The organism is Rossellomorea pakistanensis, from assembly GCF_016908495.1.
GTDB lineage: Bacteria > Bacillota > Bacilli > Bacillales > Bacillaceae_B > Rossellomorea > Rossellomorea pakistanensis.
This window is the reverse complement of sequence record NZ_JAFBDZ010000003.1, coordinates 272894-294901: the sequence shown is the minus strand read 5'-3', so window position 1 is coordinate 294901 and position 22008 is coordinate 272894. Positions and strand designations below refer to the sequence as shown.

20 protein-coding genes and 1 riboswitch are annotated in these 22008 nt (G+C 35.3%); of the genes, 7 read left to right on the top strand and 13 right to left on the bottom strand.

The genetic code is table 11. The features are described from left to right. Positions 1–89: 89 nt before the first annotated feature. From JOC86_RS15360 to JOC86_RS15350, 3 genes are all read right to left on the bottom strand, one after another. Positions 90–863: a TerC family protein gene (locus JOC86_RS15360; RefSeq protein WP_205173798.1), complete on the bottom strand. Its 774-nt coding sequence runs from the start codon at positions 861–863 to the stop codon at positions 90–92. A gap of 51 nt (positions 864–914) precedes the next feature. Further along, positions 915–1062, bottom strand: a riboswitch (yybP-ykoY riboswitch). A gap of 61 nt (positions 1063–1123) precedes the next feature. Next, a complete protein-coding gene (locus tag JOC86_RS15355) occupies positions 1124–1588 on the bottom strand; it encodes a hypothetical protein (protein WP_205173797.1) in 465 nt (154 codons plus the stop codon). 328 nt (positions 1589–1916) lie between these two features. Continuing rightward, positions 1917–5018, bottom strand: a complete 3102-nt coding sequence (locus JOC86_RS15350; RefSeq protein WP_205173796.1) for an efflux RND transporter permease subunit — start codon at positions 5016–5018, stop codon at positions 1917–1919. 198 nt (positions 5019–5216) lie between these two features. On the opposite strand from JOC86_RS15350, the gene JOC86_RS15345 reads away from it, so the two are divergent. Beyond that, positions 5217–6101, top strand: coding sequence for a hypothetical protein (locus tag JOC86_RS15345; RefSeq protein ID WP_205173795.1), 885 nt, complete (start codon positions 5217–5219; stop codon positions 6099–6101). A gap of 27 nt (positions 6102–6128) precedes the next feature. Here JOC86_RS15345 and nhaC read toward each other — a convergent pair whose 3' ends face one another. Further along, positions 6129–7529, bottom strand: a complete 1401-nt coding sequence (gene nhaC / locus JOC86_RS15340; protein WP_205173794.1) for a Na+/H+ antiporter NhaC — start codon at positions 7527–7529, stop codon at positions 6129–6131. A 507-nt stretch (positions 7530–8036) separates the two neighbouring features. On the opposite strand from nhaC, the gene JOC86_RS15335 reads away from it, so the two are divergent. Then, positions 8037–8741, top strand: coding sequence for a CAP domain-containing protein (locus JOC86_RS15335; RefSeq protein WP_205173793.1), 705 nt, complete (start codon positions 8037–8039; stop codon positions 8739–8741). Between the two features lie 119 nt (positions 8742–8860). Here the strand turns inward: JOC86_RS15335 and JOC86_RS15330 are convergent, their stop codons facing one another. Further along, positions 8861–10432, bottom strand: a complete 1572-nt coding sequence (locus JOC86_RS15330; RefSeq protein ID WP_205173792.1) for a peptide chain release factor 3 — start codon at positions 10430–10432, stop codon at positions 8861–8863. A gap of 217 nt (positions 10433–10649) precedes the next feature. After that, positions 10650–10883 (bottom strand): YueH family protein, encoded by a 234-nt coding sequence (locus JOC86_RS15325; protein WP_205173791.1) that lies wholly within the window; start codon positions 10881–10883, stop codon positions 10650–10652. A 164-nt stretch (positions 10884–11047) separates the two neighbouring features. Here JOC86_RS15325 and JOC86_RS15320 point away from each other — a divergent pair, with 164 nt between their 5' ends. Beyond that, positions 11048–12265: a NupC/NupG family nucleoside CNT transporter gene (locus tag JOC86_RS15320; RefSeq protein ID WP_205173790.1), complete on the top strand. Its 1218-nt coding sequence runs from the start codon at positions 11048–11050 to the stop codon at positions 12263–12265. Between the two features lie 118 nt (positions 12266–12383). Here the strand turns inward: JOC86_RS15320 and JOC86_RS15315 are convergent, their stop codons facing one another. From JOC86_RS15315 to JOC86_RS15300, 4 genes are all read right to left on the bottom strand, one after another. Then, positions 12384–13853, bottom strand: a complete 1470-nt coding sequence (locus JOC86_RS15315; RefSeq protein ID WP_205173789.1) for a UDP-N-acetylmuramoyl-L-alanyl-D-glutamate--2,6-diaminopimelate ligase — start codon at positions 13851–13853, stop codon at positions 12384–12386. 76 nt (positions 13854–13929) lie between these two features. Then, positions 13930–14988, bottom strand: a complete 1059-nt coding sequence (locus tag JOC86_RS15310; protein WP_205173788.1) for a DmpA family aminopeptidase — start codon at positions 14986–14988, stop codon at positions 13930–13932. Positions 14989–15175: 187 nt separating this feature from the next. Then, on the bottom strand, positions 15176–16228 hold the full coding sequence (locus JOC86_RS15305) for a M42 family metallopeptidase (protein WP_205173787.1): 1053 nt from the start codon (positions 16226–16228) through the stop codon (positions 15176–15178). A gap of 198 nt (positions 16229–16426) precedes the next feature. Beyond that, positions 16427–16684, bottom strand: coding sequence for a hypothetical protein (locus JOC86_RS15300; RefSeq protein ID WP_205173786.1), 258 nt, complete (start codon positions 16682–16684; stop codon positions 16427–16429). 237 nt (positions 16685–16921) lie between these two features. Here JOC86_RS15300 and JOC86_RS15295 point away from each other — a divergent pair, with 237 nt between their 5' ends. Next, on the top strand, positions 16922–18325 hold the full coding sequence (locus JOC86_RS15295) for a peptide MFS transporter (protein WP_205174242.1): 1404 nt from the start codon (positions 16922–16924) through the stop codon (positions 18323–18325). 325 nt (positions 18326–18650) lie between these two features. Here the strand turns inward: JOC86_RS15295 and JOC86_RS15290 are convergent, their stop codons facing one another. Continuing rightward, entirely contained in the window at positions 18651–19082 is a 432-nt protein-coding gene (locus JOC86_RS15290) for a hypothetical protein (protein ID WP_205173785.1), read from the bottom strand. Positions 19083–19234: 152 nt separating this feature from the next. Between JOC86_RS15290 and kynA the strand changes: the two genes are divergently transcribed. Both kynA and JOC86_RS25035 read left to right on the top strand, forming a co-directional pair. Next, positions 19235–20083, top strand: coding sequence for a tryptophan 2,3-dioxygenase (kynA, locus tag JOC86_RS15285; RefSeq protein ID WP_205173784.1), 849 nt, complete (start codon positions 19235–19237; stop codon positions 20081–20083). A 154-nt stretch (positions 20084–20237) separates the two neighbouring features. Further along, positions 20238–20366 carry a hypothetical protein gene (locus JOC86_RS25035; protein WP_275583410.1) on the top strand — a complete coding sequence of 43 codons (129 nt, stop codon included), beginning with the start codon at positions 20238–20240 and terminating at the stop codon, positions 20364–20366. Between the two features lie 43 nt (positions 20367–20409). Here the strand turns inward: JOC86_RS25035 and JOC86_RS15280 are convergent, their stop codons facing one another. Beyond that, positions 20410–21144, bottom strand: a complete 735-nt coding sequence (locus tag JOC86_RS15280) for a hypothetical protein (protein WP_239587631.1) — start codon at positions 21142–21144, stop codon at positions 20410–20412. A 272-nt stretch (positions 21145–21416) separates the two neighbouring features. On the opposite strand from JOC86_RS15280, the gene yhfH reads away from it, so the two are divergent. After that, entirely contained in the window at positions 21417–21548 is a 132-nt protein-coding gene (gene yhfH / locus JOC86_RS15275) for a protein YhfH (protein ID WP_205173783.1), read from the top strand. A 144-nt stretch (positions 21549–21692) separates the two neighbouring features. Here the strand turns inward: yhfH and JOC86_RS15270 are convergent, their stop codons facing one another. Then, positions 21693–21893 (bottom strand): cold-shock protein, encoded by a 201-nt coding sequence (locus tag JOC86_RS15270; protein ID WP_205173782.1) that lies wholly within the window; start codon positions 21891–21893, stop codon positions 21693–21695. Positions 21894–22008 lie beyond the last annotated feature (115 nt).

Genomic DNA, 22008 nt, shown 5'->3' with positions numbered 1-22008 from the left:
TACGTTTTAAAAATTCAATTTAAGGGGGTTGTATCTCTGAAATTTTTTCAGAAGCAAAAAAGGCTGACCAATTTGGTCAACCTTATAGCTTATTCTTGGGCCAATTCTTGTTTTCTCGCTTCTCTTCTTGATACTAAATATCCTCCTACAGCTAACCCCACTAAAATTATCCAGAATACTAATTTCCAACCCTTTGATTCTGGAAAGTGATGATCGAGTATAGCTATTTCAGGATGTGCAAGTGTAAATACGGCAAGCTTGACCCCGACCCATCCAACAATGAGAAATGCGGTAGTTTCTAAGGACGGGTATTTTTCTAATAATTTTACAAACCAGGTAGCCGCAAACCTCATTATGACCAATCCAATAATTCCTCCGAGGAACATGACTGAAAATTGTCCACCGTCAATTCCACCTATTTCAAACCAACCAGTCGGCTGAAGAGTTACTGCAAGTGCCACCGCTGCAAGCATAGAGTCAATAGCAAAAGCGATATCGGCAAGCTCCACTTTTAAAACCGATGTCCAGAAGCCAGAGCCTTTATTTTCATTGATATGGTCTTCTTTCCCATTTTTCCCTTTCCATTTTTTATACAGATGGTTGAAGGCAATAAAGAATAAATATAATGCTCCTATCGCTTGAACCTGCCATACATCCACTAGGAATGAAATGAGAAATAACGCTGCAAATCTAAAGACAAACGCACCTAATAATCCATAAAATAATGCTTTCTTCTTTTGATTTTCCGGTAAATGTTTAACCATTACGGCCATAACAACTGCGTTATCAGCAGCAAGAATACCCTCTAAACCAATAAGGACAAGTAAAACCCACCCATACTCTAATAAAATTCCTACTTCCATTTCTCTTCTCCCTCCAAAATTCTTCTATCTTTTGAATTTATTCTTCCTTTAAAAGGAGAGGAAAAACAAAAAGACCCCTGCCTAATAAAGGCAAAGGTCTTGCTTAGCAAAATAACTGCCAATAAAGCCGATGGATTCCTCCATGAAATGACGACTTTATTTAGGTATACACCTATAGCTACTCCCCTTTGACGAATGTCAAAAGTATTATATTAATTATATTTATATTATACACTAGTTAGTAATAAGGGTAAACTTTTTTAACTTCTTTGTACATGCAAAATAATTTTTTTAAGAATGAAACCAATAATAACACCAGGAACGACACACATCATCGGGAAAAAAATTGGACCAATGAAGACGTTCATGATTTCAACATTAGGAGAAACCATCAACCCTACCGTTACTGTATACGCGGAAAAAACAAAAGGTAAAAAGGATAGCTTCTCATCTTTTACCAATGATGCTTTATAAGCATCCCACATAGCGAACATATAAAGACATGGATAGAACATAAGCCATTGGTAATCAATTATTTCCGCTGCCATTCTTGTCTCACCTAAGAAGCTTAACATAATAGCCTTATTAAAATGACTTTGAACATTAATAATAAACTCAAGTAAGACGAATAATACCCCTTTTATCCATGAACCAATTAGTAATTGCGTAAATCCAGGAAGAGCTATACTCCATAGAATCGCTTCTAATTTCCCTAAAGTTTTCATTCTTCTAAGTAATTATTCCTATTCTTAGTTAGAATAATTTGCCGTACGAAAAATTTATTTAGTGGATTAATAAGGGGAAGAAATGACACTTTAAACTTAACACTCCTGGAGAATTGTGATAGACCAAAGAAAAAATGTTTTCGTTTGTCTTTATTTGAATTATTTCTCGAAAACCCAATCCACTTCAGTGATCTTTTTGAATTATCCATCTGAGTATCCTCCTAGCAGCTCTTCTACTAATAGTTTGTTCAGAGTTAATGGCATTATTACTATTTTTTACATTTTATAATTCAATCGATATGATTACTGAAGGAACTGAGTTATTCTATTATTCTGTACTCTCAGGATTTTGCCTTTTAAAAGACCGCTTTTTTCTCGTTTTTCTTGTATTTTTATCGAACAAGCTATACATGATTGGAATAACATAAAGTGTCAGCATTGTACTACTTATGAGTCCCCCAATAACTGTAATTCCCATTGGCTGATTTATTTCCGTACCTTCACCAATTCCTAGTGCAAGTGGAAGTAAACCAAGAATTGTCGTTAAGGCCGTCATCAAAATCGGTCTTGCACGATCTTTAACAGATACCACAATCGCTTCAAAACTGTTCACTTCTTGCTCCTTTTTTTGATTAATATAATCAACGATCACAATGGCATTGTTTACAACAATTCCTGTTAATACAAGAACCCCTATAATGGCAGCTACACTTATTGGAGTGTTTGTCACCCATAAAGAAAATGCTACACCAATGACCGTTAAAGGTAATGTAAACATGATGACAAGCGGGTATTTAAACGATTCAAATTGCGCTGCCATTACAATGTAAACAAGGACAACCGCTAATCCGATCGCTAAAACCATATCGTCAATAGAACTTTCCAATAGCTCACGGTCTCCGCTAAAAGTAACAAAAGTCTCTTCAGGAAGGTCCAGTTCTTGGATATTTCCATCTATTATTTTAGAAATCTCACCTAAATTCGATGAAGAAGGATATTTTAGGGTAAATTCAACGGCATTCTGCTGATTAATTCTTTGGATGCTTACAGGCCCATCTGTTTTCTGAATCTCTACGATTTGACTAAGAGCAATATAACCACCTTGACCATTTTGTATCTGTAATTCCTTCAAGCTTTCAAGATTATTCGTTATCTGTCGATCATACTGCACGATTACATTATGAACTTCTGATTGGTCTGTAACAATTTGAGTAGCTACAACACCACGTGTTACATCATTGATTACATTTGCAATTTGGATAGGAGCTAAACCTGCCGCTCTTGCTTTTTCTCGGTCTACCTCCAATTGTATCTCTTCAATTGTTTCCATTTCATTCGTCTCAAGGGACGTTACATCTTCGATTTTTTCTAGTTTGTGATAGATTTTGTCAACTGCCTGATCTAACCTAAATTTGTCTGTATCTCTAACGTTAAAAGTAACCGTTTGAGGGCTGCTTCCAGAAGTCGATTGTAAATTGAATTGAACTTCTGCAGATGGATTAACTTCTTTTGCTATCTTTCTTAATTTCGGTTTCATATCATCTACAAATTGAAATATTGATTGGTCCCGTATCGATAATGGTTTCAATTTTACATATATTTCAGCTACATTCCCTCTTGTCGTTCCTCTAAAAGATTCTTCTTGTGTTGATCCAATAAAACTCACATAAACCTTAACATCTTTTTCATCTTCTAAAACTTTTTCAAGTTCTTTTACAACATTGTTGGTTTCTTCTAGAGATGTTCCATTTTCCAATTCTACTTTCATATTAAAGAAACCTTCATCTGTTGGAGGAAGAAACTGTGTTCCAACTCTTGTCATTCCATATCCACTAATAACAAGCATTACGGTTGTTAAACTTAAAACAATCCAACGATGCTTTAAAGACCAGCGGATGGATCGCTCAAATGAGTTCATTGCTTTTGAGCGTCTTCTGATCGCCTCCATATTTCTCGGGGGCCCTTTCAGTAATCGACTAGCCAGCATTGGAATTACGGTTAATGCAACAACAAGAGAAGCAAATAAACTAAATGAAATCGTTAATGCAAACTCCGTAAATAGTTGTCCAAGTAACCCTGTAATAAAGACGACAGGCAAAAATACCGCTATGGTAGTTAAAGTAGAGGCAGTTATAGCTGCGCCTACCTCCTTTGTACCTTCACGAGCAGCATCTTTTGGATTTTTCCCCATCGACAAATGGCGGTATATATTTTCAATTACAACTATGGCATTGTCAACTAACATCCCAATTCCTAAAGCCAAAGCACCAAGAGTCATAATATTTAAAGCAAAATCCGAAAAGAACATTAAAACGAATGTAACAATGACAGAGTAAGGAATGGCTACTCCGATAATAATCGGGCTTTTAATATTTTTTAAAAATAAGAAAAGGACAAGCATAGCAAATGCTCCACCAACAAGTAGAGAATTTGTAATACTTCCAATAGCCTGCTCGATATAATCCCCTTGATCAAAAAGGATGTCAGCCTCGATATTTTTGTATTGGTCCTGCTCTAAAAGTTTACCTAGCTCTGTTTGAAAAGCTCTTGATACATCTGTTGTATTAGCATCAGATTGTTGTAGAACGCTTAATAAAACCGCATTTTCATCGTTAGCCCTTGTGATGGTATGATCGTTTTTCTTACCTTTTTCGACAGAAGCCACATCTGCCAATGTAATTTCTTCACCCGTTCGAGGGCTTACAGAAAGTACAAGTGACTTAATATCTTCAACCGATTTCAATTCACTGATGACTCTCGTTGTGAGTGTTTTGCCTTCTGTATCAATGGTGTCACCTGGCATCGTCACATTATTTGCCCTAATGGAATCAACAATAGTTGATTGGCTTAAACTATTTTTCTTTAATTGATTTTGATTTAACTCGATTATAATTTCTTCTGTAAGCGTACCGGAAACATTTACACTTGCGACCCCATTTACTTTAGTAAGCTCTAACCTTAATTTTTCCGCTAACTCTTGAAGGTTCTGATTCTCCTTGGTTTCTCTTAGCGAAACTTGGATAATCGGGAATTGTGAGGGATCAAATTTTAAAAACCTAGGTTTATCTGAATCATCTGGTAACGGTGTTTGATCAATTCGTTGAAGAACTTCATTTTGGATTTCATCGATTGAAGTTGTCCATGAGAATTCTAATAATATAAAATTGGAGCCTTCTCTAGATGTAGATTGAATATTTTTTATTCCTGGTAATGTCGCTAAGCTTTCTTCCAGAGGCTTTGTGACCTTTTCAACTACCTCTGTTGGACTTGCCCCTTGATATGTAGTGACGACTACCCCCACTGGTGGATTTATATCCGGTATGAGCTTTAATGGGATTTTAAGTAGAGAAGCCCCTCCGATTATGATGATAAGGAGCATTGTAACGATTGTGAAAACTGGTCTTTTTATAGAATATGCACTTATTTTCAATGAAATATCTCCTTCCAACTCAGGAAAATCTTGTAGGAAAATACCTTTTGTCATAATTACTATAATCACTTTGAAAGCCTGTATCAACAAATAATGTTGGTTTTTACTGCCAAACTTTAATGGATACTTAACATAAATTGTGATTATCTGCAGAAAATAGAACAGGATGAAAACCTGAAAGGAGCTGAATAAAGGACTATGGCTAATTGGATTCCATTTTTACTGATATCAGTCGTAAGCATATTTGTTCTGATGTATACAGGGTATAAAATCAAACAACCTTTAGTAATTTTTTTCTGGCTTTTCATTTCAGGTGTATCCTATTTTTTTGAATTTATTATCTTTATCATACTTGATAGCTATACATATGAGCCGCTAATCTTAAGGAATAGCTATAATGATAATGTTCTCGGCTCCGTTAGCTCTCAACTACTTGCCGTACCAGTTGCGATAACATTTGCTACCTTTTTGACATCTAAAAAACGTTGGATTTTTGCTTTTGTCGGTATATTTGCAATAATTGAAGAGATTTTTTTAAAGATCGGCGTCTATGATCATTATTGGTGGAAATCATACTATACCAGCTTCTTTTTAACAATTGCTTTTTTTCTAGCACGCTATTGGTATAGTTATTTACAAAAGAAAGAACATATGTGGCATTATTTAATTACATTATTTTTCGCATTAAGTACAATCGTTTTGACTTCTACATGGGCTCTTTCTTCTTTAATAGGGATTTATAAAATTCACTTAGGGTGGTTTGATAATGAAATCAAAGATATTACATCAGGGAATATCCTTTACTTCTGGTTAGCAACCTATTTTTATTCTTTAGTTATCTTTTACAAGAATCGAGATTGGAAATATCTTTTAGCAGGATTGCTCTTTTTTTCAGTTGTGGAATTCTACATGTGGAGAAATGGTATTATAACTAGTAAGTATAATTTGAATTTATTAATATTTCCCTCATTACATTTAATGTTTATTATTTTGTTTGGAAGTCTATATCGTCAGTTCTTCCCCTACTTTTTACCTAAGTCAAACCAATTAGTAAAACAGAAAAAAGCACCATCATCTTCCTAATAGAATAGGAAGTGAAGGTGCTTTTGATTATTTAATTTCCTTAGCAGTTGAATCAATACGCGTAATCGTCCACCCTGTAATCCCGAATAAAATCGTTAGTAGAGGAGAAAGGATACAGAAAAACGCGAAAGGTAAATAGGAGAGTGTCGGTACCCCTAATACATCAGTAAGAAAAATACCACATACACTCCAAGGGACCAATGGATTGATGACTGTACCACCATCTTCTAATGCTCTGGACAGGTTTTTCGGATGTAACCCAACTTTACGGTACTGATCCTGAAACGCTTCACCTGTTAATAAAATCGACAAGTACTGCTCACCTATTAATACATTAATTCCAATTGCTGAAGTAACCGTTGCGATAATAACTGTTTTTACCTTTTTCAATCGATGCGATACTTTCTCAAACAATACCGGGATAATCCCTAATTTAAATAGGAGTCCACCAAGAGCAAGGGAGAGTAAAACCAATGCAATGGTAAACATCATACTATTTACCCCTCCTCTAGTTAGAAGCGAATCAACCGCCTTAAGACCCGTATCTGATTGGTATCCATTAAAGAGAACAGAAAAAAGATTCCTTATATTCATTTGATCATGAAAGAAAGAGATCAATATCGCCACACAAGAACTAAGGGCTAGTGTGATAAAGGAAGAAAACTTCCTAATCGTTAGAAATATTAATAAAATGACCGGTAGTAAACTGTACCAGTGGATTAGATTCGTCTTCTCTAAACCATCCTTGATGGTTATTAGCTCAGTTAAATTGGAACTCATCTCTGAAGGAGATAAAAATAGAAAAATGATAAAAGTTAAAATAAATGCTGGAATCGTTGTCCATGACATGTTTTTAATATGTTCAAACAAGTCTACTTTCACAATAGCAGAGGCAAGGTTCGTTGTATCGGATAAGGGGGACATTTTGTCTCCGAAAAACGCTCCAGATACAATCGCTCCCGCTGTTAATGGCAGAGATACTCCTAATGCCTCACCAACACCAATAAGGGCCACACCAATTGTCGCAGCTGTCGTTAATGAACTTCCAACTGCTATTCCAACAATACTTGTAATGAGAAAAGCGATACTATAAAAAAACTTTGGTGTAACTAGTTCAAACCCTAAAAACATTAGAGTTGGAATCGTTCCTCCAACCATCCAGCTACTGATTAATATCCCAATCATAAAAAACAGGAAAACAGCACCCAACCCTGATTGAGCTCCTGCTAACATCCCGCTCTCTAATTCTTTAAAAGATACACGTTTAACTGCTCCAAATAGTAGAAGTAAAAAAATTGAAAATAAAATCGGTATATGAGGTACAGCTCCCCACTTTATAATGCTAATACTTATTAATGCAATAATTGCTAACATCATAAGCAACGTTTCTGTCATTTTAGGTTTATGGACTGGTTCAATTGTAAACATTGTTTTCTCCTCCAAATAAAATTAAAAAACTTCATCATCCCATATAGGGACGAAGAAGCCTCCGCGGTACCACCCTAATTAATAAAGAATAAACAATGAGATCATCGATCATTATAATATTCTCCATTCACTTTAAACGTTATCCCCTGTAATTACTGTGTAATTCATAAAACTGCTACCTGAATTTTCACCATCCATTCAGTCTCTCTTTGCTGTTGGCAGCTTTACTAATGTTCAGTCAAGGATTATATATGCTTTTTTACTTAGACGCTTTTAAGCACTAAAGTACTATAAACAATATTTTATCAGCAATTCAGATGTTGTCAACTATTTTAGAACAAAAAATCCCTGTTCTCCGTTTTCCATGGGAATGTATTTCTGATTCAGAAGGGTTCACAAGTTCCATTTCTAATTATTGGTTTTTTACTCTTTATCTGCTATGGATAAAAAAATCTATAGGACTAATATTATAAATGGTTTTAAACCTAAAATAGGAGGGTGAAAACAATGAATAAAAAAATATTGTCGGCTCTGATCTATACAGTTGTTTCAGTGTTCATACTTACAGCTTGTAATACCCAAAATGATAATCAGGAACTGGCAGAACCAAGAGACGTTAATTATGAACCAGTCCGATTTGGCCCAAATGAAAATCAAGGAACAGAGAACCTAAAAAGAAATGAAATACCTTTTAACCTAAATAGGAATACAGATGGGAACACTGAAATAGACCCAAATATAAATAGAGATTATTTACCTCAAACCGGTAATCAAAATCAAGAAAATAATGCTAATTCCATTCAAAGAAATCAAAATCAAAATCAAACACAAGGATTTGTTCAAGAAGTAATAGACTTAACTAATAAAGAGAGAGAGAAAAATGGACTTTCATCACTTAAATCGGATTCAGAACTATCAAATGTTGCCCAAGTTAAATCAGAGGATATGGTTAATAAAGATTATTTTAGCCACACTTCCCCAACATATGGTTCACCATTTGAAATGATGGAGAATTTCGGTATTGAATACTCTACTGCAGCAGAAAATATTGCAGCCGGTCAAAATTCACCGGAAGCTGTAGTGAATGCATGGATGAAGAGTTCAGGTCATAGAAAAAACATCTTGAATAAGCAAGTAACACATATAGGTGTGGGCATATCACAAGATCAATCCCAAGGAATTTATTGGACCCAAATGTTTATTGCAAAATAGAAAAGCGGAAGCGCCTTGAACAGGCTAATTCCATCATGTCCTGTAGAAACCTGTAGAAACACCTGATTTCTTATCTTTAATATAAGAGGGTGACCGTTTCGGTCACCCTCTTTTATCGTTTACATCAAGCTATATAATTTTACCTCTGGATTCTTATCTTGAAACCATCTTGTAGCAAAGTCATTTTCAAATAGGAAGACTAAATGATCATGACGATCTTTAACTAACATACTTCTTGAGCTTGACATGGAATCATTTACAGCTTCTTCGTTCTCGATCCAACGAGCGATTTTAGAACCGATTGGTTCCATCATGACATCAACATTATATTCATTCTTCATCCTGTGTTCAAAAACCTCAAATTGGAGCTGACCAACAGCACCTAATATAACATCTTCTGTTCTTAATGTTTTGTAATATTGGATTGCCCCTTCTTGAACTAACTGATGGATCCCTTTATGGAAGTGCTTTTGTTTCATGACATTTTTAGCTGTTACACGAACAAATAATTCAGGTGTGAACTGTGGGAGCTTTTCATATTGAAATGCTTGCTTGCCTTCCACCAATGTATCACCAATCTGGTATGTCCCTGTATCATACACTCCAATAATATCTCCACTTACCGCTTCATCTACTGTACTGCGATCATCAGCTAAAAACTGAGTTGATTGCGCTAGCTTGATGGACTTACCTGTTCTCGTCAGATTGACGCTCATTCCTCTTTGAAACTGTCCAGAACAGATGCGTACAAAAGCAATGCGATCTCTGTGAGCAGGGTTCATATTGGCTTGAATTTTAAATACGAACCCGGAAAATTCCTCGGCAGTCGGTGTTATTAATCCTTTATCAGATTTCCTTGGTTGTGGAGATGGAGCAAAATTTAAGTAGGTTTCTAGAAAGGTTTGAACACCAAAATTTGTTAATGCACTTCCAAAAAAGACAGGTGTTAACTCTCCAGAGGCAATTTTATCATCTGAAAAATGATTTCCCGCCTCATTTAACAGTAGAACGTCCTCTAATGTTTGCGAATATAAATCATTTTCTTTTAAAGAATGATCACCCGCAATTTCGCCTTCATCATTTAATGAGATAAACCGATCATCATCCTCAACTCTAAATTGCTCAATACGATTATGGTATCGGTCATATATTCCAAGAAATTCCTTACCCATGCCAATTGGCCAATTCATTGGATAAGATTCAATGCCTAATACCTCTTCTAATTCTTCAAGAATCTCCAATGGCTCGCGTCCTTGGCGATCCATTTTATTGACAAAGGTGAATATTGGGATCCCGCGCATTTTACATACTTTAAATAATTTTAATGTTTGAGCTTCAATCCCTTTTGCAGAGTCGATAATCATTACAGCACTATCTACGGCCATAAGGGTACGATACGTATCTTCACTAAAATCCTGGTGACCAGGAGTATCTAATATATTCACTCGATTTCCATTATAATCGAATGCCATTACAGAAGAAGTAACGGATATTCCCCTTTGCTTTTCAATTTCCATCCAATCCGATGTCGCGAACTTCCCCGTTTTTTTCCCCTTAACGGTTCCCGCTGCACGGATAGCACCCCCGAATAATAGAAGTTGCTCAGTTAAGGTTGTTTTCCCTGCATCAGGGTGAGAAATGATAGCAAAAGTTCGTCTAGACAAAACATCGTTCTTAAAGTCATTTTTCATTAGGTAAAATCCTTTCGTGTAAAGTGAATCTTTAATTATGGAGCCTAACTGTCCATACTCGGATAAAATCTACTTTTTCATCATATTCCTTCCTTACGCATTATGCAATAACACATTCTTATAGCTGATTGAAAGAATACACTTTTTTAATAAATTATATGGTTTAACAATAGCCAGTAAGGGAAAATGCTGAAGGAAAACACGTTCCTTCAGCATTTTACATTTCGGTCGTCCATTGAAAAATTCTATTTGCGATAATGGTACTTTCTGCTTCATCTAAACCTCTATTAGCCAGTGTCTTTTGAACGTTTTCTTTCATTTCTTGTTCATATGTAAACATAATTGACCAGTTGATATCTGGGATGGCGATCATAAAATATTCTTCTTTTTTGTTTTCGTATATATACACTGTTCTATCTTTGCCATCCGTAATACTTTTTCTTATTTTCATTTTTACTATTTCCTCTCATGAAATGTATTTTTTAGCGCATAATAGAAAAGGAAGTGCTTACTGGCATTAACTTTTCATTGTATTATCCACGAAAGCATTGTAAAATAAAAAATCCGTGGCTTCAAGTATATACAAGTCATTAATCTACTTATGAGGTGAGTAATATGCAATATCTTTGGGGGATTTTAGGTATTTTAACCGTTTTAGCAATCGCTTTCATATTCTCCAGTTCAAAAAAATCAATTAATTATCGTACCATTTTGGGTGGTCTAGCGATACAATTACTCTTTGCTTTTATCGTATTAGAGACAAGCTGGGGCAGTAATGTATTAGAAGGAGTAACAAAAATTGTAAACAATATTATCAACTACTCTAATGAAGGAATCAATTTCTTGTTTGGTGGGTTTTTCACAGAAGATTCAAATATCGCTTTTGTGTTTGCCCTAAATGTGTTACCTGTTGTTATTTTCTTCTCTGCCCTTATTTCAGTACTTTACTACTTAAAGATTATGCAATTTTTCATCAAAATTCTTGGAGGTGCATTATCTTGGCTGTTAGGTACTCGAAAAGCAGAATCAATGTCAGCTGCAGCTAATATTTTTGTTGGACAAACAGAGGCACCACTAGTTGTTCGTCCCTTCCTTGCTAAAATGACGGAATCAGAATTATTTGCTGTCATGACAGGTGGATTAGCGTCTGTGGCAGGCTCTGTTCTGATCGGTTATTCACTGCTAGGTGTTCCACTTGAATACTTATTAGCCGCAAGCTTTATGGCTGCACCTGCTGGTTTAGTCATGGCTAAATTGTTTATCCCCGAAACGGATGTTTCTCCAGAGCCTAAGGAACTAGAGATGGAAGTAGATTCAGATTCTGCCAATGTAATCGATGCTGCTGCAAAAGGGGCATCTGTTGGGCTACAATTAGCTCTTAACATCGGTGCCATGCTCTTGGCGTTTATTGCACTTGTTGCTCTTATCAATGGAATCCTTGGACTGATTGGCGGATGGTTTGGATTTGATAATCTGACGTTAGAATTGATTCTAGGTTATGTCTTTTCACCACTTGCTTTTGCCATTGGAGTACCGTGGGATGAGGCAATTAAAGCAGGAAACTTTATTGGACAAAAATTAGTTATTAATGAATTTGTTGCTTATTCTGCTTTCGCTCCTCAAATTGAGAGTCTCTCACCAAAAACGGTGGCAATCGTTAGCTTTGCTCTTTGCGGATTCGCAAATCTTTCGTCTTTAGGAATTTTGCTTGGAGGATTAGGAAACCTAGCTCCAAATAGACGTAAAGATATTGCTCGCTTAGGAATGAAATCCATCTTCGCCGGTGCACTCGCTTCACTGCTAAGTGCTGCTATTGCAGGAATGTTTGTTTAATTGAAAGGGTATCCTCCGGTGATACCCTTTTTTAATAATTGACGTTATGCTTCAGAGAACCTATTCGATTTCATACTTTAGTAAACAAAAGGCTGATCCAATGGATCAGCCTTTATTATTATAAGGAATATTTTTCAGTACATCTTTTACAGGCAATTTCTTTATCACTATGGGGATATTTTGTATTTTCGATTATTTGGTAATCTTCATGACCCTTCCCTGCAAAAATAATGATATCTCCAGGTTCGCTTACATCAATCGCATGCTTTACTGCCTCTTCTCTGTCACCAATTAAGGCAAAATTAGAATGCTGCATTCCTTTTCCTAAATCATTCACAATACTATCATAACTTTCATATCTTGGATCATCTGTTGTTAATATTACGTAATCCGCTATTGATGCTTTTTCTGCCATAATTGGACGTTTTGTCTTATCGCGATTCCCGCCTGTTCCCACTAGAAAAATTATTTTATTTTTCTTAAAAGGAAGGACAGATTGAATCGCTTTTTCAATCGCATCTGCTGTATGTGCATAATCAATATACATGGATATAGGTGCGTCAAAGTCGACCTTCTCCATTCTCCCATTAACAGGTGCTACATCCTTTACAATTTCTACAAGGCGTTCGACTGTCATACCGTTAGCGAATAAGCTTGCCATCGCTGCGAGTATATTGTATACATTAAATTTCCCTAATAACTGTGTTTCTACTTCATATGTTCCTTCAGGAGAGTGTAGTGTAAATAGTGTCAAATCCTGATGATATTGAATATTTTCTGCTTTAAAATCTGCGTTATTTTCCATACCATAACTAATAACTTCATGACCAGACATATTCGAATAACGCTCATACCATTCATCATCCTGATTTAGAACAAGGTATTTAGGCTTTGATAAATTTTCACCTAGCTGTGAAAACAGCAGTCCTTTTGCATACCCGTAATGTTCCATCGTTTCATGAAAATCTAAATGGTCGTGACTTAAATTCGTAAACGTAACAACATCGAAATCTACTCCCCAAAGTCTTCCTTGGACTAACCCGTGAGACGATACTTCTAAAACCATATTATTGATGTCACGCTCGTTTGCTTTGTGAAGCATTGCCTGTGTAGTTAAATTATCACAAGTTGTATTTTCACTTGGGAATTGGTCGCCATCTAAATCAAATCCTATGGTACCGGATAGTCCAGACTTTTGACCATCTTTTCTCAAAATAGAGTGAATCAAATTTGTTACCGTTGTTTTACCATTCGTACCCGTCACACCAAACACATTTAATTTTGTAGATGGATAGTCATAGAATCTATTCACGAGTTGGGCCATTGCTTTAAAGGAATCCTTTACGACTACAAGAGCAGCCTTGGATAAATCAATATCCAATTGTTTTTCCGCAATGATTAGAGTAGCTCCATTATCAATAGCATTATGGGCATAATCATGCCCATCAACTGTAAATCCACGTGTACAGATAAACATACTGTTGCTTTCAACTTTTCTTGAATCTAGGTAGACATGGTCAATTTTCTTAGGTAATTCACCAAAAACCTTTTTTACTTTCAAACAGGATAATAATTCATATGTATTCATATCCCAAACCTCACAATGTAATAGTTTGTATAATAAATATAGACCTTTTTAGGACTACATATATTTAAATGTATAACTATTTTATATTATCACTTTCTGATTGAGAAGAAAATAAGGACTCACGCTTAAAAGATGGTACCTTTCTCCCCATCCTCCCTTTCACTTCTTTAGCAAAATACATAGAATAGAAAATAGCTTCCTCAACGGCTTCCGCTACTCCTTGAAATAAAAGATTCATAATAGGATGGTCTTCTCTCAAAATTCTAACATCTTGGAAATAATCGGAATCATCATGCTTTATTTTATTTGCAGTAGAAAAAGCGATAACAATATCTCCGCTACCGTGATGTATGTGACTACCTGCTCTTGCTAACCCAACTGATGCTCTTTTGGCAATCCTTTTTAGTTGGCGATCAGACAGTGGAGCATCTGTTGCTAGGACAATCATAATAGAGCCATCCGGAAGTTTTTCAATCGAAAATTTATTGGTTTCAGAAATATAAGGATTTTCGCTTTTTTGGCCAAAGTTGGTTTGTACTAAAGCTCCTATCCGAAAAGTAATATCATTATACTTTATTAGTCTAGAAGATGTCCCTATACCACCTTTATAGCCTAAACATAAAGTTCCTGTCCCTGCTCCTATTGCACCGTTATCTGAAGGTAGAGAGCTTGCTTTTTCAATTGCCTCAGCTGCATGATGAGCCTCAACGGTAAAGTGTCTAGCCGAGTGTAAATACATATCGTTACATTCACCTACTACAATATTTATGGAACCTGAAGTATCACCAATTTCCTCCGTATGGTCCATCATATATTGAAGTGTTCCTTGCCATACATTTCCGACACTGAAAGTATTGGTTAGCATAATTGGTGCTTCAATTGCCCCTAATTCACCGACTTGAACTAGCCCTGTTGTTTTCCCATACCCATTAATGACAAAGCAAGATGCCATGACCTTTTCTCTGTATAGATTCCCTCCATGTGGAAGGATCGCTGTGACACCAGTCTGAATTTTTTCCTCTTCTGATATCGATTTTTCCAATGTTACATGCCCTATTTTAATTCCTTCTACATCTGTCAGACAATTTTTCTGCCCTTTAGGTAGAGTGCCAATTTTCACCAGACTCTTTTGCATGTTGTTCTTCTCCCATTTCATTGTTTTAGATTGGTAATTGGGTATTAGCAATTTAAAATTTGTAAACGATCTTTCAAGAGCAAAGAACCTTTGTAAAAAAGACACTCCCTTTTGGAAATGTCTTTTTGAGATCGTTAAACAACCAGATAGATGATGTGAGAATTTATAAATCACTACTTTTTTCTTTCTACTCCACCATTTCTGATTGAATGTAGTGGTATAAAAGCTTTTCTGTATGATAAAGGGATGTTTCATGTGTTCTTTCGTAAGCATGTGAAGCATCGATCCCTGCACCAATTAAACCATGGATAATATCATGACCAGCTCTTATTGCAGCTGAAGCATCTGAACCATAATATGGATAGATATCTACCTTATATTGAATTTCATTAGATTTTGCTAAATCCACTAAATGTTGTCTGAACGCATAATGATAAGGACCACTTGAATCTTTTGCACAGATCGATACGGTATATTCATCAGTTGATTGTCCATCACCAATCGCCCCCATATCTACTGCTAGGTATTCAACCGTTTCAGAAGGAATATTTGAATTCCCGCCATATCCGATTTCCTCATTATTAGAAATTAAGAAATGTGTTGTATAGGGTAGTTCAATCCCTTCCTGCGAAACGTTTTTAATTAATTCAAGAAGAATTCCAACACTTGCTTTATCATCTAAATGTCTAGATTTAATAAATCCGCTATCCGTTACTTCTACCCTTGGATCAAAGGAAACAAAATCACCGACTTCGATTCCAAGTGCTCTTACTTCTTCTTGATTCCAAACTACTTCATCAATACGAACTTCAATATTTTTTTCATCTCTCTTAGCTTCACCAGCATCCTTGTACACATGTACAGATGTTTGATGCATTAAAATCGTTCCGCTAAATTTCTTACCTGACGCTGTCTCTATTTCGCAATATTCTCCTTCAACAGCATTCCAACGGAACCCGCCAATCATCGATAACTTCAAGCGACCGTTTGATTTTATTTCTTTCACCATTGCACCTAGAGTATCTACATGCGCTGTTAACATTCTATGCTTGGAAGAATCCTTTCCTGGAATGGTTACAATCAGTCCGCCTTTTCTGTTTCTACCCATTTCATATCCAGTCTCTTTTAATGCATTTTCAACATACGAAATAACGGTTTCAGTATTTCCAGATGGACTAGGAATAGTAACTAATTCTTGTATTGTGCCTATTGTATTTTTTGTATTAGGATATGTACTCATTTTCATTCTCCTTCCCCACTTTCTTCTATTATATAAGAAAATGAAAATGTTTTCTGTATTTGGAAAAAATTCTTTAAAAAAGATAAAGGGATGATCATATGAATCAATATATAAATTCTGTACACAAGAAGATGATTTCTAAATTGTATTTTCCATTGGCAAGAATTTTACTGAGAACGGATCAAATCACCCCAAAAGCTAACGGATTTTCCACCTAATCAACCTATTCTTCTTGCTCTCTGTTTTTGCTTTTTTAAGCAATTGCTGTTCCTTTGAAAACATCATGACAAAATGACATTCATTACATTGATATAAATAAAGATTGGTATGAACAGAATTTAGATTCTCAAGTTTTTCCCCTGTATCCATACCTGAACGATAACCATAAGAATAAACCATTTCCTGCTCACTTACATGATAACTGCCACAGAATGTACAAGAAATAGGGCTTTCCACATCATCCCTCCTTCTTATAGTACTTCTACAACGTATGTTAAGAGAGTTTGAACCATGACCTTGATTTTTCCTAAATGTAATTAGTCACTGAATAGCTCAAAAAAATATAGTTATTTACCATCTAATTATTCTCGGAATATTAGACAGTATTTAGGGGATAGTTAAAAATGGGATATAAGAATCAACTAATTTATTACTAATAATAATTAAGCTAAAATTCGGACATCAGGAGTGGATATTTTGGAGACAACTACACCTCATAATTTACCACAGGGTAAAAAACATCCTAAAGGGCTATATCTACTTTTTTTTACGGAGTTATGGGAAAGGTACAGTTATTACGGAATGAGAGCACTTCTCGTTCTTTATCTAACGACAGCATATATAAGTGGCGGGTTAGGTGTTGAACCAGCAAGTGCATTGCAAATTTATGGATTTTACACAGGAATGGTCTATTTCACACCAATTTTAGGCGGGTGGCTTACAGATAGGTATATAGGTTTAAGAATGGCGATTACAATCGGTGGGATTACAATGGCAATTGGCGATTTCACCATATTCTTAACTCATTCTCAAACCGGATTATACTTTGGCCTAGCGTTTTTAGTCCTAGGAAATGGATTCTTCAAGCCAAATATTTCTACTTTAGTTGGAGAATTGTATCCAAGAAATGATAAACGCAAAGATGCAGCATTTACGATATTCTATATGGGAATTAATATAGGGGCATTTATCGCTCCGCTAGTTGCTGGCTATTTACAAGCCGATCTTTTCTTAACCACGCTTGAGGATGGAACATTGCATTATGGTTTTAAATGGGCTTTTTTAGCTTCCTCAATAGGGATGTTGATTGGACAAATTATTTTCACTTCTTTAAGTAAGAAATATTTAGGAAATGTTGGAATAAATCCAGTGAAGCAACAGCTTATAGAATATAATAATTCGAATGATTCTACACCTTTATCGAAAAAAGATAAGCAACGAACAGTAGCGATATTAATTCTTGCTTGTTTTGTTGTCTTCTTCTGGGCAGGATTTGAACAGGCAGGCAGCTCCTTTACTCTTTACACAAAAAATTTTATTGACAGAGAAATATTCGGATATACAATACCGGTAGCATGGTTTCAATCCGTTAATCCTTTATTCATTATTATTCTAGCGCCTATTTTATCAAATGTATGGTTGAGGCTTTCACGTTCTAAACGTGGGGACTTAAATATGACTACTAAAATGGGGATTGGAATGATTCTTTTAGGATTAGGTTTCATGGTATTGGTTCCAGCTGTTCTCCAAACCGGGTCTGATGAAGCGAATATCACAGCTAGAGCAAATATTATGTTCATTGTCTTCACGTACTTACTTCATACACTTGGAGAACTCTTCTTATCACCAGTAGGATTATCGCTAGTAAGTAAAGTTGCTCCTTTGAAAATTGCCTCTCTATTAATGGGAGTTTGGATGGCAGCAATCGGAGTAGCGAGCCTACTTGCTGGTCGACTTGCATCGTTAACAGCCACATTAGGATACCTAGAAATCTTTTCTCTAATTGGAGGAGTAGCGATTTTTCTTGGTATTATCCTGTTGTTTATATCTAAAAAACTCGTAAACATGATGAAACAAGACGATAAGTCACCTGTCTAATACACAAGTAAATGTCTCGAGGTGTTCTCGTTGGCAATACCTTTGAGGAAGGCTCTTTTCGTAAACTTTGTTGCTTTTTGTCAGCTATAAACATCTTAAATAATTCAATCATAGTTAATCATTTATTCTCTAGACAAAAAATGCTCCGAAAACTTAATCATAATGGGTTTCTATTCTTGTTCGAAAAGCAACAATCTATGCAAAAGTCAGACCTTGATAAATAATACCCTATAGAGTAGACCTTTTGTAAAGTGTCTACTCTATAGGGTACATTTTAAATTGGGTCATCCCTTTTCCATTAAAAGAGTTCCCACTATTTATTTTATTAGAAGCTTTCAATATGGATTTCTACTTTTCTAGATACATGATGAAATAATTTTTGTTCTTTATACGTAGGCTTCAATAAAGCAAAATGACTTAATTGTAATAATTCAAATCCTTCTAAACTGTAGAGTTTTTCCTCTACTTGTTTTAATTCCATAGAAGTCAGTGGTTCGGAGGATTTTTTCATTGGAAGAGGAATAATAATTTTCTCCCCTACCTTCTCCTCAAGATTTTTCCTCTTTGCTAATTTTTTAAATTGATTATTAATTTCCCAAAGTGGTACCCCATAAATCCCTTTCACCATTTTGGTTGTACCTAATACAAATTCTTTAGTTGAGTTTCGAGCTTCTCTCCATTCTGCTAATTTCATTCTTCTTCTATCTCTTGAACTTAAATACATGCTCTGAAGCTTTTCTTTAATCACGATATCCAATTCCTTCCAATTAATGTTATTTTCTTTCGATTACTTATATCAATATAAAGGAGTTTGTCAGTTTTTCTCGAATTATTGTAGAAGTATGTATATTTTTAAACCCTTCATATTTTAACATGTTTAATCAACAGGAGAAAGTGAGGAATCACCCAATGGAAAATAACTCATATGAAAGAAAAACACCAAAGGAAGAAGGAGTTCATACCGATTTTATAAGTCGAATGACCTATGGAGAATATCTTCAATTAGATGATCTTCTCTCAAGTCAAAAAAGATTATCAGATCATCATGATGAAATGCTGTTTATTGTTATCCACCAAGTTAGTGAGCTTTGGATGAAATTAATTCTTCATGAATTAAAATCAAGCATTGATTGTATTGATAAAGGAGATCTCTCGCAAGCGTTCAAAATGTTATCAAGGGTTTCAAAAATCCAAACCCAAATCATTCATGCATGGGATGTACTATCTACCCTAACGCCATCTGAGTATATTGAATTTCGAGATGATCTTGGCCAAGCATCTGGCTTTCAATCCTATCAATATCGGATGATTGAATTCGCTCTCGGGTATAAAACGAAACATGTGTTAGAAATTTATAAAAAAGACCCTATCCTATTAGAGAAGTTAAAGCGTGAGCATGAAGCACCAGGACTTTATGATGTATCCATCCATGCATTAGCTAAAGTAGGGCTTCCGATTGATGAAACCGTTTTAAATCGGGATTATACGGAAACATATGTTGCAAACGATAGTGTTGAAAACGCATGGCTTGAAGTTTACCGAAATGTTGATCGTTATTGGGATTTATATGAATTGGGTGAAAAATTAATCGATATTGAAGACTGGCTACAGCAATGGCGCTTCCGACATATGAAAACAGTCGAACGGATTATCGGTCATAAAATGGGGACAGGAGGCTCCTCAGGCGTTGGATATTTAAAGAAAGTCTTAGATCACCGCTTCTTCCCCGAGCTTTGGGATATTCGGACAAAACTGTAACTTCTTATGAGTGAACCTTCTTAGAAGGTTCACTCATTTTTTTATAAATTAAATCAAAGTCAAAAATAGAAAAGCGAGCTAGATTTAATTCGTTTTATAAAAAAAGTACAAATGGACAAAATATAGTTAATCTAAAGCAAAAGGAGGTTTCATCATGACGAATAAAAACGATAATCGAGAACGTAAAAATAAATACCCCAACAAACCTAAACAAGATACTGAGTTCTCAAAAGAAAAGGATATTCGCAGTGAAATAACCAAGAGAGATTTAAAAAATAAATAGGACTAAAAAGGTTGACCATGAGTCAACCTTACTTTAATCCGTATTATTTAATTTGAAGATCCCTGACTACACTTTTTCTACCAACCCGCTGCTCGATTTTCTTTTGTGCATTTTCGATTCTTTGGGGAAGAATGAATAAATACTCAATTAAAGCCTCTAACATATCGATCACTAATTCTGCTGTTTCATCATCCATCTCATGTTCTAAGTCTAGAATCTTATTAAACTCTCCATTTCCATTTAATAAATGACTTAGAGAAACCATTGGCTTAGAGAAATCTACATATTTCGGGAGCTCTTCAAATTGTTGTGTTAAGGATTGATTGAATGATTCTTCTCCAATAAAGCTTTTAGCCACACTCTCCAGCACACGTTTAGACATAACGGCTGTAGCAGAGTAATCCTTAGATTCATAGACATTTAACGCGGAATGAAACGCTCTGATCAGGTCTTTAGGAATTTTTTCATTATTTTTCAATTGATCGAGTGGATGTTCTCCTCCTCTCGTGTCATATATGTATACATTCGTGGCAGTTTGATTCTGCCCCTTTGAGGTACCTGATGGGGTGGCAATGACAAACTCAGATGTTTTATTACAGTTGTTGCACTTCCCTTTCGATAATAACAGTTCATTATGATTAGATTGATAAGAGTTAGCTTTTAGCTCAATGCTACCCATCTTCAAACATCTTGGACATTCATATTGTATCGTTTTCGGTACCTTGACATATCCAAATTGACTATAAGAAGTGATTGTGGCAGGATTAATTTTTTTCATCTCATACCTCCAAAACATTTTTGTTGATGGATATTCAGTAAAAAAATGTATTTATAAATATAAGTATACAACCATGGAAAACGATTACAACCATAAATTTTTGGAAATATTAATAGATTCTGTTTTCTTTGACTTTTTCCAACATGATCATGGTCATTTTTAATCACCACTATAACTATTTGCCTATTTTTAAACAATTATATAACAGTTGTGGATTTTCATTACCTGTTATAATACAATGGAATTAACAAAACAATTGGGAGGAATTTAAAATGTTGAATTTAGATTTTTACCGTAACTTACCAAAGAAAGAATGCCGTGAGTGTGGAAGTGAAATTAAAGAACAATATGAATCCTATTTGTACGAATGTGAGCACTGTATTGGAAAGTATGAACAAACCTAAAGGAAATATATCTACTAAATTATCAAAAGCCTGTAGACCTCTAAACAGAGGCTACAGGCTTTTGATAGAATTTCATAAGTAGAGAATTAATTAAAAAAACAGACCTCTAAGGGCCTGTTTTTGTATATAACTAGCTTATGATCATTAAGCTTTACTAACGTTAGCAGCTTGTGGGCCACGAGCGCCTTGCTCGATATCGAACGTTACTTCTTGACCTTCGTCAAGTGATTTAAAACCTTCACCTTGGATTGCTGAGAAATGTACGAATACGTCTTCTCCGCCTTCTACTTCGATGAATCCAAATCCTTTTTCTGCATTAAACCATTTAACTTTACCATTTTCCATGTTTGTTGCCTCCTAGTGTGGTTCACACACAATAATACTATTCTTGCTCTAAACGATATTAAGTGAAGGTTGTTGTTCTCTTACATACCGAACAAAAATAATTCTTACATAGCAT